The organism is Methylocystis sp. sgz306128, assembly GCF_056032725.1.
Window position 1 is genome coordinate 494,872 of record NZ_JBVYWO010000001.1, and the last position, 14,652, is coordinate 509,523.

Here is a 14,652-nt window from a genome sequence, read left to right on the forward strand (position 1 = left end):
GAAAGGAAACTGACTATGGACAGCCTGCCTGCAAATTTAACATCGGTTGATACGGCAAAGCCTTTCTGGGCTTCGCAAACTGTCTGGTCATCAATCGCGGTGATCGGAGCCTCTGCCGGCGCTGCCGTGCTTGCATGGCGCAGTGGCGATATGGGCGCTTTCGGCGCCGCTGTTACCAGCTTGCTCGGCGGCGTCAATGCAATTGTGGGCCGCTTCCGCGCCATCGGGCCGATCAAGTGACAGGGGCGGGCTCAGATGTCGAAATTATATCTCTCCGGCGTTGTGCTGGTGTTTCTGATATCCGCCGGAGCTGGTCTTGCCGCTGTGGTCCGCTCCACGCTTCGCGATGCCTATGTCCGGGGACAGGAAAGCGGCCGCGCGGAAATACGCTCTCAGATGACGCAGGCTATAGAGCTGGAGCGCCGGGCCGCGGCAGCGGCTTCGGCCTCGGTATCGCGAAAGATGCAACAGATCGAGGACGAGAGAATTCATGCGCAGGAACAATTCGACAAGGCTATGGCTGCAGCGCGGCTCAGCGGTTCTTGGGCTCGCACCTGCCTTGATGCTGGGCTCGTGCGCGCCCTCAGGCGAATCGGTGACGATCGCCCCGCTTCTGAGCCAACCCCCTGACTCTTTGATGCGGAGTTGCGTTCGCCCGCAGCAATTCGACGATCAAACCCTCGGCGCGCGGCGCATTGTCGCGCTTTGGGGCAGGGACAGATTATCGCTGACGGACTGTGCGGCGCGACAGAAGCTGCTCGTGCAATTCTTTCGCGAACTTGATAAATATCCCGACTATTCACCCAATATTCACACCGCTTCTTTCAATGTGACGCAATGAGATGGGCTGGGTTGGTCATTTGGTTGCTTATGATCGGATTCGCTTCGGCGGAGCCGGTTTTGGCCGCGCCATCGGATTATTGTCTTTCCCCGCATCAGGCCCGTGACGCGGTTGCCGAGCATCACATTCTGCCGCCGTTCCGGGTTATGAATTCGATGGTGGCGCTGGCGCGGGCAGAGCCTCTCGATATCCGTCTTTGCCAGTGGGGCGAGAAGCTGGTCTATGAAGTTCTGTTGCTTCATCGGGACGGCCGTGTCCTTCGCATTTATGTTGATGCTGCATCCGGGCGCACCGTAAGCCCCAGATAAATAGGAGGAGTTATTTTTGCGTTTGCTCGTGGTGGAAGATGACAAGGATCTCAATCGTCAGATATGCCTCGCGCTGGAGCAGGCGGGCTATGCCGTGGATCGGGCGTTTGACGGCGAGGAGGGACAATTTCTTGGTGAAACCGAGCCCTATGATGCCGTCATACTCGATATGGGATTGCCCAAAATAGACGGTTTGCGGGTGCTGCAGGCATGGCGGAAAGCCGGAAAGACCATGCCTGTGCTCATTCTGACCGCACGGGATCGCTGGAGCGACAAGGTCGAGGGATTCGATGCAGGTGCGGATGATTATGTTGCCAAGCCTTTTCATATTGAAGAGGTGCTTGCCCGATTAAGAGCACTTCTTCGCCGTGCCAGCGGTCATGCGACCAACGAGTTCGTCTGCGGGCCTGTCACGCTCGATGCGCGCACCAGCCGCGTGCTCGTCCAGGGCGCGCCGGTCAAATTGACGTCGCATGAGTTTCGCCTGTTGTCCTATCTGATGCATCATATCGGTAAGGTGATATCGCGCACCGAATTGGTCGAACATCTTTATGATCAGGATTTTGACCGTGATTCCAATACTATAGAGGTATTTGTCGGACGATTGCGAAAAAAGCTTGGTGTCGATATTATCGAGACTGTGCGTGGGTTGGGATATGTGATCCAGCCATCACAGAATGAAACAACCGAAAGCGGCGAAGCAAAGGGCGGCCAGGCAAAATGATATTTTCGTGGCTGATGCGCCAATCTCTGGCGCTGCGCTTGTTTGTCTCCGCGGCAATTCTGAGCAGCGTTATCCTTTTGACCGGCGCCGTCATCCTGACCACTCTTTATATCCGCGACAGTGAGGTTGCCTTCGACAAGCGTCTCGACGTTTATCTGCATGCGCTGGTTGCTGATCTTGCCACTTCGGATGCAGCAGGCCGCGCCCAGATCGGACAGTTGGGCGACCCGCAATTTCTTATTCCTTATTCTGGGTGGTATTGGCAGATCACGAGAACGGATAAAGGACAAAGCGAGTTGCACGCCTCGCGTTCTCTCTCTGCGAGCAAATTGCCGAAACTTGCCGATCTGGGCATATCAGGCGATGTGGTGGGTGTACGCAGCGGCTATTTCACCGGCCCTGACGATCGCCGGTTGCGGATGGTTGAGCAGATCATCGATACCGGCGACAACGGAATATTTCTGGTTCAGGTCGCTGGAAATGCCGAAGAACTCTCGCAAGATGTCAATCAGTTCGAACTGCGTCTGGGAATCGCATTTGTAATTTTGATTACCGCCTTGCTTGGATCTGTCGTTTTTCAGGTGCGATTTGCGCTCGTCCCGCTGCGCCGCCTGCAGGAGGGCGTTTCGGCGATCCGGCATGGCGCCGCAGAGAAGATCGAAGGCACGGAATCTTCCGATCTCGTTCCGCTTGCGGCTGAACTCAATTTGCTTCTTATCTCAAACCGCGAAATAGCTGAACGCGGGCGCACACTTGTCGGCAATCTTGCGCATGCCCTGAAAACGCCTCTGAGCGTCATATTGAACGAGGCGCGTATGCACGCGACGCCGCTCTCCGGCAAAGTGGAGGAGCAGGCGGAATTAATGAAAACCCAGATCGATCTTTATCTTGAGCGCGCCCGAGCGGTTACAAGGGCTGGGGCGATTGGCGTAGCGGCAGAGGTCAAGCCGGCTTTGAATGCGCTTTTGCGCACTTTTGCCAAAATTTACCCAGATAAGACATTCACGCTCATTACCGAATGTCCGGATGATTTGCTTTTCCGCGGCGAGAAGCAGGATCTTGACGAGATTTTGGGAAATATTCTGGACAATGCCGGTAAATGGGCACGGCGGGCTGTCTCGGTTGCGATTGAGGTTTTGCCTGTTGATCCTCTGAATGGGCGCAGTTTTTTTCTGGTGCGGATCGATGACGACGGGCCGGGAATGAGCCCGGAGGAATGTCTTGAGGCAACCAAGCGCGGAAAACGTCTTGACGAAACTTTGCCCGGCAGCGGGTTGGGGCTGGCAATCGTTGTGGATTTGGTTTCAGCCTATAATGGCAATCTGTCGCTGGAGCGAAACCCTAAGGGGGGCTTGCGCGCCTCATTGCGGCTCGCCTGCGTCGAGAGATAGCGAGTTTTTTAAGTAAGCTATTGAAACGGAATACGTTACCGTCATATTCACTCCAGTCCGGGATGAATGTGCCATTGTGAGGATCGGAATGAAGAAGCTCGTGATTTTTGGGTTGTTGGCAGTGTCGGTGCTGGGGTTGCCCGGTTGTTCCCAACCGGGTCAGAATCAGGTTTCCGGCAGTATGCTGGGAGCATTGGCTGGCGGATTGATTGGAAATTCTATCGGCCATGGCAATAACCGGGCTATCAATACGGTAGCGGGTGCAGTGATCGGCGGCGTGATCGGTGGTGGCATCGGTGCGCAGCTTGATGAAGCGGATCGCAGAGCCGCTTATAACGCGCAATATGATGCGGTGGCTTATGGCGAGCGGCAAAGCTGGCGCGGACCGCACGGCGCCTATGGTTATGTCGATCCGGGGCCGGAGGTCTATCGCCCCGAGGGCTATTGCCGTGAATATACACAAACCATCTATATCGACGGTCGTCCGACTTCAGGCCATGGTCTTGCCTGTCGCGATCCCGATGGTCGCTGGCGCATTGTCAGCTGATCTGTCAGGCGAAAGCCGCGTCAGTTTGTGCGCTGGCTAATATTCGTGGCGCAGTTTATAGACAAGCCGATGATGTGGATCTTCTTTATTTTGCTGGTTGGCTTGGCGGTCATGTCTGTGCTGTGGCCGCTCAGCCGCGCTGCGCGCGCGGCCGCGGACGCGGATGTGGACTTTTATCATGCGCAGGCTGCCCGGATCGCGCAGGATGTGCAGCGTAAGTTGCTGCGCGCCGAGGAAGCCGAAGAGGCCAGAATGATGGCGGCCCGGCTGCTGCTGCAGCGCAAGGATGCTGATGTAGGGCAGGGTCCAAGCAACAAAGCCTCGCTATTGCGCCGCAGATGGCTTGCCGTATTGACGATTTTGATCGTGCCGCTTGTGTCTTTCGGGCTTTATGCGCGGCTGGGCAGCTTCGCGCCGCCGCGCGCCGTTCAGGCGTCCTCACCCTCTGTACCGTCCATTCCCGATGCGGTGACCAAGATCGAACAGCATCTGGCGACGCATCCCGATGATGGTATGGGCTATGAAGTTCTGCTGCCGATTTATGAGCGGCTTGGACGATATCAGGATGCCGAACATGCAGCGCAAAAGGCACTTCAGCTTTTGGGCGAGACGCCCGAACGTCAGGCTGATCTTGCCGAAGCGTCCTATTTTGCCGCCAATGGCAGGATGAACGATCAGGCGCGCGCGGCGGTTGATCGCGCTCTGGCGCTTAAATCCGATCTGCCCAAGGCCGTATACTATAAATCCATCCTTGAGGAGCAGGACGGCCACATCGATCAGGCGATGAGCCTTTTGAAAGACCTTCTGAATAAGGCTCCGGCTGACGCGCCCTGGAAGCAGGCGGTGGAAGGCCGGCTGAGCAAGCTGGCCCAGCCTGCGGCCAGCGAATTGCCGGCAAATGCGCTGCCGATGATCAAATCCATGGTTGCGGGACTGGCTGAAAAATTGAAACAAAATCCGGATGATCTGGACGGTTGGCTGCGGCTTATCCGCTCTTACGCCGTGCTGCATCAACCGGACGACGCAAAAAATGCTTTGCGCGATGCACGGGCACAATTTGCCGGAAAGGCGACAGCTCTGGCGCAATTGAATGAACTTGCCACGGCGCAAGGATTAGGAGACTAGCTTGACTCGCAAGCAAAGACGATTGACCTTGATATTTGGCGCCTTGGGTGTTCTTGGCCTTGCAGCCGGCCTGATGCTGTATGCGCTGCGCGATACAGTAGTTTTCTTCTTCACGCCCTCGGAACTGGCCGCGAAGTCTGTTCACGTGGGAGCGAGGTTGCGTATTGGTGGGCTGGTGCAGACGGGAAGCGTTGACAAGCAGGGCCAGATGGTTCGTTTCACGATCACCGACGGACAGGGTAATCTTCCGGTGGAATATTCCGGCTTATTGCCGGATCTGTTTCGCGAAGGACAGGGCGTCATTGTCGAGGGCGTATACGAAGGGTCCAAGGCTTTTCACGCCGATTCTGTTTTGGCTAAGCACGATGAACGTTACATGCCGCGTGAGGTTGCGGAATCTCTGAAGGCCAAGGGCCTTTGGCAGCCCCCGAAAGGACAGGCGCAGTGACCGTTGAACTGGGACATTTCTCGCTTATTCTGGCCTTCGTTCTGGCGATAATACAGGGCGTGGTGCCGTTTTGGGGCGCATGGCGCCGGGATACATATCTGATGCGCGCCGGATCTTCGCTGGCCGTTGCGCAATTTGCCTTCATCGCTCTGGCGTATGGTATTTTGACCTACGCCCATGTCACTGACGATTTTTCAGTTCTCAATGTTTTTGAGAATTCGCACAGCCTCAAGCCGCTGATCTATAAAATATCCGGCGTCTGGGGCAACCACGAAGGCTCCATGCTGCTCTGGGTGCTGATTCTGGCACTCTTTGGGGCGCTGCTCGCCGTGTTTGCCCGATCCATCCCGCCTGTGCTCAAGGCCAATGTTCTGGGCGTTCAATCGCTGATTTCATTGGCGTTTCTGGCCTTTATCCTCTTCACATCAAACCCGTTCGTCAGGCTTTTTCCCGTGCCGGCCGAAGGGCGCGATCTTAATCCGGTGCTGCAGGATCCCGGCCTCGCCATTCACCCGCCTCTGCTCTATCTTGGCTACGTCGGTTTTTCGCTGTCTTTCTCTTTTGCGGCTGCTGCCTTGATCGATGGCAGGATTGACGCTGCATGGGCCCGCTGGGCACGCCCATGGATCATGACGGCCTGGATCTTCCTTACGCTCGGCATCGCCATGGGGTCTTACTGGGCCTATTATACGCTTGGCTGGGGCGGTTTCTGGTTTTGGGATCCGGTGGAAAATGCCTCGCTGATGCCTTGGCTCGCCGGAACAGCACTGCTCCACTCGGCGCTGGTGATGGAAAAGCGAAACGCTCTGAAAATATGGACGATATTCCTCTCCATAGTCGCATTTTCCTTGTCGCTGCTTGGCACGTTTCTTGTGCGCTCAGGTGTGCTGACTTCGGTGCATGCCTTTGCAACCGACCCCCGGCGCGGTGTTTTCATTCTCGCCATTCTTGTGATTTTCATTGGCGGATCGCTTGCGCTTTATGCCTGGAGAGCCGGGCGCCTGCAGGCCGGCGGCCTGTTCTCGCCGATCTCGCGTGAGGGGGCACTGGTCATCAACAACCTGTTGCTGACCGTGAGTTGTGCGACCATCCTGGTTGGAACGCTCTATCCGCTGGCGCTGGAAGCACTGACCGGGGCCAAGATTTCGGTTGGAGCGCCCTATTTCAACCTGTGTGCTGCTATTCTGATCTGGCCGTTGCTCCTGCTTGTTCCTGTCGGGCAATCCCTGAGCTGGAAGCGCGGCGATCTTTACGGCGTCGTGCAGCGCCTCGGCTTCGCGTTTCTGATTGGTCTGGCAATATTGCTGGCGATTCTTGCCGTTCGGCGTGGCGGACCTGTGCTCGCACCCGTCGGCATGGCGGTTGCCGTCTATATAATTCTCGGTTCATTTGCCGAAATATTCTCCCGCGTATGGAAAAGGCAGCAGAGTCTGCGCATTGCCTGGTACCGCCTGACCGGCTTGCCGCTATCGGCTTTCGGAACTGCATTTGCCCATGCCGGCGTCGGCATTGTCCTGCTGGGCCTTTCCGCTACCGGATGGGGCGTGGAGCAGGTGGTGGCCATGCGTCCTGATCAAGCCGTACAGCTCGGCCCTTATGAACTCGTTCTTGGGCAGATTCTTTCTCGTCCCGGCCCGAATTATAATGAGGCCGTGGCGCAGATTGCTATTCGCAAAGGCGGGGTGGACGTGGCCGAAATTGAACCGGCAAAGCGCAACTATTCTGTCCGGCAGATGGGCACAACCAAGGCCGGCATAGCGACGCTTAATTTTGGTCAGGTCTATGTCAGCATGGCTGATGTCAATGCCGATGGATCGGTTAATATGCGCTTGTATTGGAAACCTTTGGTAACACTGATCTGGCTGGGGGCGATAATCATGGCTTTTGGCGGTCTCGTTTCGCTGATGGACCGCCGTTTGCGGCTCGGATTGCCAGTGAAAGCTGCGCGCCGTGCCAACTCCCTCGCTGCCGCGGAGTAACAATGCGTCTGCGATTCATATTGGCATTTCTGCTCATGCTGGCTCCGATGGCGGCTCAGGCCGTGCAAGTCAATGAAATGCTGGCTGACCCTGCACTTGAGCACCGCGCGAGGACTCTCTCGGCACAGCTTCGCTGCCTTGTTTGCCAGAATCAGTCGATCGACGATTCTGATGCGCCGCTGGCCCATGACTTGCGTGTGCTGGTGCGCCAGCGCCTGCTGGCCGGAGATTCTGACGAGGCCGTCAAGAAATATCTGGTCAACCGCTATGGCGAATTCATTCTGCTGGAGCCGTCCTTCAGTCCCAAAAATTATCTGCTCTGGCTATTCCCGGCGCTGGCGCTGATTTTCGGGTCTGGTCTGGTGCTGTATATGCGTACACAGGCATCCTCGGTGCAGAAAGACGACAATCTCACGCCCGAGGAACAGGCCAGACTGGCCCGCATATTGGATCGTGATGCGGGCTGAACTATTATATTAATCTTACAAAATATTCATTCTGCCGCCACTTCGGCGTAAGTTCGTTTTTTGCATTCTCCCAGCATCACGGCGCGCCCTTCGCGCCTCCCATTTCAAGAGCTGGAGTGAACAGAATGCTTACCTCTCCCCGCAAAAATCCTGCCGGTTTTGAGCTCAAGCCGTCGAGATCCTCGCTGCGATCAGCGCTTCTGGCCTGCGTGGCGCTTTCAGCGCTCGGCGGCATGGTGTTGAACGCGACGATCGCAGCTAACCCGGTACATGCGGCAACCATACAGGCGGCAGGCCCGGCCTCGTTTGCGGATATTGTTGACCGTGTCAAAGGCGCAGTCGTCGCCGTCAAGGTAAAGATCGTTGAGCCCTCGTCCGACTCGTCTGGCCTGAGCGTGCAGGACATGCCGCAATTTCCTAAAGGCAGCCCGATGGAGCGCTTTTTCAGGCAATTCGGCGATATGAATCGCCCGGCTCGCCCGCGCACCGGCGAAGCGTTGGGTTCCGGCTTCTTCATCTCGGCTGATGGCTATGTCGTCACCAACAATCATGTGGTGGAAAACGCCAAGGACGTCACGGTCACAACCGATGACGGCAAAACCTATGATGCCAAGATCATTGGCGTCGACAAGAAAACGGATCTTGCCCTGCTCAAGGTCACGAATGGCGGCAACTTCCCCTTTGTCAATTTCGCACCGCAAACACCGCGCATCGGCGACTGGGTGATCGCGGTCGGCAACCCCTTCGGCCTCGGTGGCACGGTCACGGCGGGCATCGTTTCGGCGCGTGGGCGGGATATCGGCTCAGGGCCTTATGACGATTTCCTCCAGATTGACGCACCGGTGAACCGCGGCAATTCGGGCGGTCCAACATTCAACGCTGAAGGGCAGGTGGTTGGGGTTAATACAGCCATCTATTCGCCCTCGGGCGGCAGCGTCGGCATCGGCTTCGCTATTCCTTCCGATACGGTTCAAAGTGTGGTCGCGTCGCTTCGCGACAAGGGCTATGTCTCGCGCAGCTGGATCGGCGTGCAAATACAGCCGGTCAGTCAGGATATAGCCGACAGCATGGGTTTGAAGTCCACGAAGGGTGCGCTGGTGGCAGAGCCTGAAAAGGGCGGGCCGGCAGCGGGTGCGGGGCTCAAATCCGGCGACGTGATTGTCAGCGTCAATGGTGAGGCGATTGACGGCCCGCGCGAACTTGCCCGCAAGATCTCGTCGCTGCCGCCTGATCATAATGTCGAAATCGGCTATATCCGCGATGGCGCCGATAAGACAGTGGCGATCAAGCTGGCGCCCATGCCGACGGATCAGCAGCAGGCCAGCCTCGCAAGTCCGGATGTCGGTCACGCCTCGCTCGCAGCTTTTGGCCTGAAGCTGGTGCCGGCCGCCATGGTTGACGGAGCGGGCCAGAAGGGACTTGTCGTCGCCGATATCGACAATCAGGGCGTTGCTGCACAAAAAGGCCTGAAGCAAGGCGATGTCATCCTCGAAGCGGGCGGCAAGCCCGTGAACAAGGTGGCCGATTTTGTCGGGGCTTTTGATCAGGCCAAGAAGGAAGGGCACAAAGCCGTGCTTCTGCAGATCAAGACCGGCGAAAATATGCACTTCGTGGCTTTGTCCACTCAGGCAAATTCGTGAATTCCTGACTCAGGAGAAAAGCAGGCCGATAATGGCCTGCTTTTTCTGTAAAATTTATGTATCATTCCGTCATGCGTATTCTGATCATTGAAGATGATGCCGAGGCAGCAAAATATCTGGTGAAGGCTTTTGCTGAAAGCGGCCATGTGGCCGATCATGCGGCCAATGGTCTTGACGGATATGCCATGGCGCAAGAAGGCCAGTATCAGGTACTGATCGTCGATCGCATGTTGCCGAAAATGGACGGACTGACGCTCATTGGCGGCTTGCGTGAGCAAGGTCTGCAAACTCCGGTGCTCATCCTCTCGGCGCTGGGTCAGGTCGATGACCGGGTCAAGGGGCTGCGGGCGGGCGGCGATGATTACCTCACCAAGCCCTATGCCTTTTCCGAATTGCTGGCCCGCGTCGAAGTGCTCATGCGGCGCGGTTCAAAGCAGGTCAGCGAGGAGACAGGCTACAAGATCGCCGATCTGGAAATCGACAGATTGTCGCATAAGGTTACCCGCGGCGGGGTCGAGATCGATGTGCAGCCGCGCGAATATCGCCTGCTGGAATATCTCATGAAAAATGCCGGACAGGTGGTCACGCGCACCATGCTGCTCGAACATGTATGGGATTATCATTTTGATCCGCAGACCAATGTCATCGATGTGCATATTTCGCGGCTTCGTGCAAAAATCGATAAAGGTTTCGATGTGCCGCTGCTCCATACCATTCGCGGCGCAGGATATATGATCCGTGATGGCGCTCGGTAAACTGATCCGCACAACGGCGTTCAAGCTGACATTGGGCTATTTCCTGATGTTTGCTGTGGGCGCCGTCGGGGTACTGGCTTTTGTTGGCCATAATGTCACACAATTGCTCGATGAGGAAAACAGCCAGATCATCGATACCGAAATCGCCGGACTGGCCGAGCAATATAATGTCGGCGGGCTGGAGCGCCTCGTGCATATAGTCGAGAAGCGCTCCATGCGTCCGGGCGCCTCGCTTTATCTGGTCACCACTTTTGCCGGCGACAAACTTGCGGGCAATGTGGCCACGCTGCCTTATGGCGTGCTGGACCGGCCGGGCATCGTCGAAACGCCCTATCAGCGCAACGATGAGCTCGAGCCGCACCACCCGGCAATGGCGCGTATCGTCGTTATTCCCGGCGGGTTCCGTCTGCTTGTGGGGCGCGATCTGGATGAGAGGGACCGCCTGCGTCACGTCCTGCGCAGAGCGCTCTACACGTCGCTTGGCCTGCTCGCCGCTATCGGAACGTTTGGCGGACTTATCGTGGCCAGACGGGTGCTGGTGCGTGTTGATGCCATCAACGCCACGGCTCTCACGATCATGAACGGCGAACTTGGCGAGCGCCTGCCCGTTAATGGCAGCGGCGACGAACTCGACCGTCTCGCGCGCAGCCTCAATGCGATGCTGGATCGTATCGGTGAATTGATGACGGGGCTACGCGAGGTGTCGGACAATATCGCCCATGATTTGCGCACGCCGCTCACGCGCTTGCGTAATCATGCCGAGGAAGCTTTACGCGGTGCGCAGGATCCGCAGGAACTTCGCGCCGCGATTGAGAAAGTTATCGATGAATCGGATGGGTTGATCCGCGTTTTCAACGCCTTGCTGATGATAGCGCGTGTCGAGGCCGGCGATGCGGGCGCCAGCCTTGCCGAATTTGATCTCGCGGAAGTGGCGCGCGATGTGGTTGAGCTTTACGAGCCGATCGCGGAAGAGGCGGGCCACGCCATAAAGGTCGATGCGCCCGCCAGTTGCCCGGCCTTCGGCAATCGGGAACTTGTCGGTCAGGCTCTGGCGAATCTCATCGACAATGCGCTCAAATACGGCAATTCGGATGTATCGGTCAGTGTTTCCGCGTCCGGCGGGCGGGTTGAGCTGCGCGTCGGCGACCATGGCAGCGGCATAGACCCGGCAGATCGCGAGCGCGTGATCGCCCGGTTTGTCCGGCTCGAAGGATCCCGGTCGCGCCCGGGCTTCGGCCTCGGTCTCTCCCTGTGCAATGCTGTGGCGCATCTGCATCACGGCGCATTGCGGCTTGAAGATAATGCGCCGGGGCTTATGGTTGTTTTGTCCTGGCCGGCGACTGCTGTTGCCTCGGCTCCCGTCCTGTTGCCTGCGGCTCAATAATGAACGAAATCGTGCTCTCCGCCCAAGCCCTCAAAGACCGGCTGCATTGCCGCATAAAGCTTTCTACGCCCCGGTCTGCAGCCCAGAAACTCGCGGAGCTTACTGCGCGCTCTCCCGAGATCGCCTCATTTGTCGAGCGGGAAGACGAAGCGGCCGCCTTGTTGCAGGGTCTGGCCGATCATTCGTCTTATCTCTGGCGGCTGGCCCTGCATGATCCGGCCCGTCTCCACGGGTTTTTGACGCGCCCGGCTGAAGTCAGCCTTGCAGACGTTCTGGAGCGCCTGAACACGCTTTGGACTGAAGCTGGCAGCGAGGCGGAATTCATGCGCGAATTGCGCCGCGCCAAGCAGGCCAGCGCCCTGCTGATTGCGCTTGCGGACCTCGGCGGTTTGTGGAGCGTCGATCTCGTGACGCAGGCGCTCTCTGATTTTGCCGATGCCGCAGTGGCCTGTGCGCTTAATTTTGCACTCGCCAGAGCGGCTGAAGCGGGGCACCTGCATCTGGCGCAGGCCGACAATCCGGCGATGGATTGCGGCGTTGTTGTGCTGGCGCTGGGCAAGCACGGCGCGCGCGAATTGAATTATTCCAGCGACGTTGATCTAGTCGTCTTTTATGATCCGGCCTCGAAGACCATCTCTGCCGGACAAGAGCCCTCTTCGCTCTATGTCCGCATCACCCGGCATCTGGCGCGCCTCCTGCAGGAGCGTACGGGAGACGGCTATGTTGTGCGGGTCGATTATCGTTTGCGGCCTGACCCCGGCTCCACCAATGTCGCGGTGAGCCTGCCTGCAGCCTTTGCCTATTACGAAATGCTTGGCCAGAACTGGGAGCGCGCGGCGTTCATCAAGGCGCGGCCCATAGCCGGCGATATTCCGCTCGGCGCTGGTTTCCTGCGTGATCTGACGCCCTTCATCTGGCGCAAATATTTCGACTATGCGGCCATAGCCGATATCCACGCCATGAAACGGCAGATTCATACCGTGCGCGGCCATGCCGAAATCGCGGTGGCAGGGCATGACATCAAGCTGGGACGCGGCGGCATCCGCGAGGTTGAATTTTTCGTGCAGACGCAGCAACTGATCTATGGCGGCCGCCGGCCGGCACTGCGCGGACGAAAGACACTGGACATGCTGCAGGAGCTGCTCGGCGGCCAGTGGATCAGCGCCCGTGCCGCGCAGGATCTGTCGCAAGCCTACCGCTTTTTGCGTATGCTCGAGCATCGTTTGCAGATGATCGCCGACGAGCAGACGCAGCGACTGCCGTCTGACCCGGAGGCTTTAAAACGCTTCGCCCGGTTCTGTGGCTATGCGGGAGAAAGTGCCTTTGCCAAAGCCCTGACCGCGCAGCTTGCCAAAGTGCAGTTTCATTATGCGCGCTTGTTTGAGGATGCGCCGGGGCTTGACGCGAGCGAGGGCAGCCTGGTGTTTACGGGCACTGCGGATGATCCGGCTACGCTTGAGACATTAACGCGGCTGGGCTTCAGCGATCCCCATGCCGCCGCCGAAATTATCCGCGGCTGGCATTTTGGTCGCCGTACGGCTGTGCAGTCCGCCAGAGCGCGCGAGGTTCTGACGGAACTCGTGCCCGGCCTGCTGAAATCCTTCGGAGGGGCGGGAGATCCGGATGCGGCTCTGCTGGCGTTTGATCAGGCGCTTGGCCGGATGCCCGCCGCCATAGAACTTTTTTCGATTCTCAAATCCAATGATCGAATCCGCGATCTTTTCGCCGATATTCTCGGCAGCGCGCCGCGCCTTGCGCATGTCATCGCCACGCGCCCGCATGTGCTCGACGCGGCCATTGACCCCGCTTCCTTCGCACCAATCGGCGAGCACCGCCTCAAACACCGCATTGATGAAATTCTCGACGATCAATTATCGATCGAGGACTTTCTCGACCGCAGCCGTGACATTGCTCTCGAAGAGAGTTTCTTGATCAGCCTGCGTTTTTTGGCGGGTACGGCGGATGCCCGTCAGACGGCGGCTTCCTATTCCGAACTGGCGGATGCACTTGTTCAGGCGGCGCTGGCGCGGGTTCAGGCGGATTTTGCCGTCGATCACGGCTGGGTTCCGGGCGGGTGCTGTGCGTTGCTGGCCTTCGGCAGGCTTGGCTCGCGCGAGATGACGGCGTCTTCCGATCTCGATCTTGTGCTGCTTTATGATTTCGCCGAGGACAATCCGGATTCAGATGGTCCGCGCCCGCTTCACGCCGTGCAATATTACACACGCCTGACTCAGCGCCTTGTTTCCGCGCTCACTGTGCGCACGCGGCGCGGTGGTCTGTATGAAGTCGACATGCGCCTACGTCCGTCCGGAAAGAAGGGCCCGCTTGCGACACAGATCAAGGGATTTGTATCCTATCAGGCCTCTGAGGCCGAAACATGGGAGCATATGGCGCTGACGCGGGCCAGAGTTATTGCCGGCGACGCGGGGCTGATGGCTCAGGCTGCCGGAGCTGTCCGCGACATTCTGGCAAAACCGCGTACGCCTGCCAGTCTGAAGGCAGATGTCTATGAGATGCGCCAGCTGATTGCGCGGGAGAAGGGCGACTCCGATCCGTTCGATCTCAAGCTGGCCAGCGGCGCGCTGATGGATATTGAATTCATCGCGCAATATCTGGTGCTGGCGCATGCAGCCCAATTTCCGGACTTGCTCAATCCGTCAACCGAGGCTGTGTTGATCGCGGCGCGCGAGGCGCGCCTTCTGCCGCCGCAAAAGGCTGGTGTGCTTATAGAGGCTTTCGGCTTTTACAGCGCCATGATGCAGGCGCTGCGTCTGGCGATCGAAGGGCCGTTCCAGCCTGCAAAAACCGCGAAAGGCATATTGAAGCGCATCGCGCGTGTCGCGGAATTGCCGGATTTTCGTACACTTGAGAGCGCGCTTGGTGAAACGCGTCGCAGTGTTCGTAAAATTTTCAACGAAATATTGAAATAAGAATCGCAAATATAAATTTTAAGCAGTAATTTTTCTGCGTAAAGAGCAGGAGTTGCCATGTATAAAATAACATATGCGATTGTTTTTTCGGCTTTTTGTCTGTCGATTACATC

14 protein-coding genes are annotated in these 14,652 nt (G+C 57.7%); all 14 read left to right on the forward strand.

Translation table 11 applies throughout. The annotated features are described in order from the left end of the window. Window positions 1–15: 15 nt before the first annotated feature. The 14 genes from AC0N03_RS02410 to AC0N03_RS02475 all read left to right on the forward strand — a co-directional run bounded on the left by AC0N03_RS02410 (window position 16) and on the right by AC0N03_RS02475 (window position 14,539). Window positions 16–240 (forward strand): hypothetical protein, encoded by a 225-nt coding sequence (locus AC0N03_RS02410; RefSeq protein ID WP_474286844.1) that lies wholly within the window; start codon window positions 16–18, stop codon window positions 238–240. Window positions 241–255: 15 nt separating this feature from the next. Next, window positions 256–630, forward strand: a complete 375-nt coding sequence (locus AC0N03_RS02415; RefSeq protein WP_474286845.1) for a hypothetical protein — start codon at window positions 256–258, stop codon at window positions 628–630. 270 nt (window positions 631–900) lie between these two features. Next, a complete protein-coding gene (locus AC0N03_RS02420) occupies window positions 901–1,149 on the forward strand; it encodes a PepSY domain-containing protein (protein WP_474286846.1) in 249 nt (82 codons plus the stop codon). 16 nt (window positions 1,150–1,165) lie between these two features. Next, the gene (locus tag AC0N03_RS02425) at window positions 1,166–1,873 is read left to right on the forward strand and encodes a response regulator transcription factor (RefSeq protein ID WP_474286847.1); all 708 of its coding nucleotides are present in this window, start codon (window positions 1,166–1,168) and stop codon (window positions 1,871–1,873) included. Then, window positions 1,870–3,264, forward strand: coding sequence for a sensor histidine kinase (locus tag AC0N03_RS02430; RefSeq protein ID WP_474286849.1), 1,395 nt, complete (start codon window positions 1,870–1,872; stop codon window positions 3,262–3,264). The genes AC0N03_RS02425 and AC0N03_RS02430 overlap by 4 nt, the downstream gene beginning before the upstream one ends. Before the next feature lie 88 nt (window positions 3,265–3,352). Beyond that, window positions 3,353–3,811 (forward strand): glycine zipper 2TM domain-containing protein, encoded by a 459-nt coding sequence (locus AC0N03_RS02435; RefSeq protein ID WP_474286850.1) that lies wholly within the window; start codon window positions 3,353–3,355, stop codon window positions 3,809–3,811. A gap of 45 nt (window positions 3,812–3,856) precedes the next feature. Next, complete coding sequence (gene ccmI / locus AC0N03_RS02440; protein WP_474286852.1) at window positions 3,857–4,936, forward strand: c-type cytochrome biogenesis protein CcmI; 1,080 nt, start codon at window positions 3,857–3,859, stop codon at window positions 4,934–4,936. A gap of 1 nt (window position 4,937) precedes the next feature. Then, entirely contained in the window at window positions 4,938–5,384 is a 447-nt protein-coding gene (gene ccmE, locus AC0N03_RS02445) for a cytochrome c maturation protein CcmE (protein ID WP_474286853.1), read from the forward strand. Then, a complete protein-coding gene (locus tag AC0N03_RS02450) occupies window positions 5,381–7,363 on the forward strand; it encodes a heme lyase CcmF/NrfE family subunit (protein ID WP_474286854.1) in 1,983 nt (660 codons plus the stop codon). Before ccmE ends, AC0N03_RS02450 begins: the two co-directional genes overlap by 4 nt. Window positions 7,364–7,365: 2 nt before the next feature. Next, window positions 7,366–7,830 carry a cytochrome c-type biogenesis protein gene (locus AC0N03_RS02455; protein ID WP_474286855.1) on the forward strand — a complete coding sequence of 155 codons (465 nt, stop codon included), beginning with the start codon at window positions 7,366–7,368 and terminating at the stop codon, window positions 7,828–7,830. A 125-nt stretch (window positions 7,831–7,955) separates the two neighbouring features. Then, on the forward strand, window positions 7,956–9,470 hold the full coding sequence (locus tag AC0N03_RS02460) for a Do family serine endopeptidase (protein WP_474286857.1): 1,515 nt from the start codon (window positions 7,956–7,958) through the stop codon (window positions 9,468–9,470). A gap of 71 nt (window positions 9,471–9,541) precedes the next feature. Beyond that, window positions 9,542–10,225 (forward strand): winged helix-turn-helix domain-containing protein, encoded by a 684-nt coding sequence (locus AC0N03_RS02465; RefSeq protein ID WP_474286858.1) that lies wholly within the window; start codon window positions 9,542–9,544, stop codon window positions 10,223–10,225. Beyond that, complete coding sequence (locus AC0N03_RS02470; protein ID WP_474286859.1) at window positions 10,212–11,609, forward strand: sensor histidine kinase; 1,398 nt, start codon at window positions 10,212–10,214, stop codon at window positions 11,607–11,609. The genes AC0N03_RS02465 and AC0N03_RS02470 overlap by 14 nt, the downstream gene beginning before the upstream one ends. Further along, window positions 11,609–14,539 (forward strand): bifunctional [glutamine synthetase] adenylyltransferase/[glutamine synthetase]-adenylyl-L-tyrosine phosphorylase, encoded by a 2,931-nt coding sequence (locus AC0N03_RS02475; RefSeq protein ID WP_474286860.1) that lies wholly within the window; start codon window positions 11,609–11,611, stop codon window positions 14,537–14,539. Before AC0N03_RS02470 ends, AC0N03_RS02475 begins: the two co-directional genes overlap by 1 nt. The last annotated feature ends 113 nt before the right edge of the window (window positions 14,540–14,652 follow it).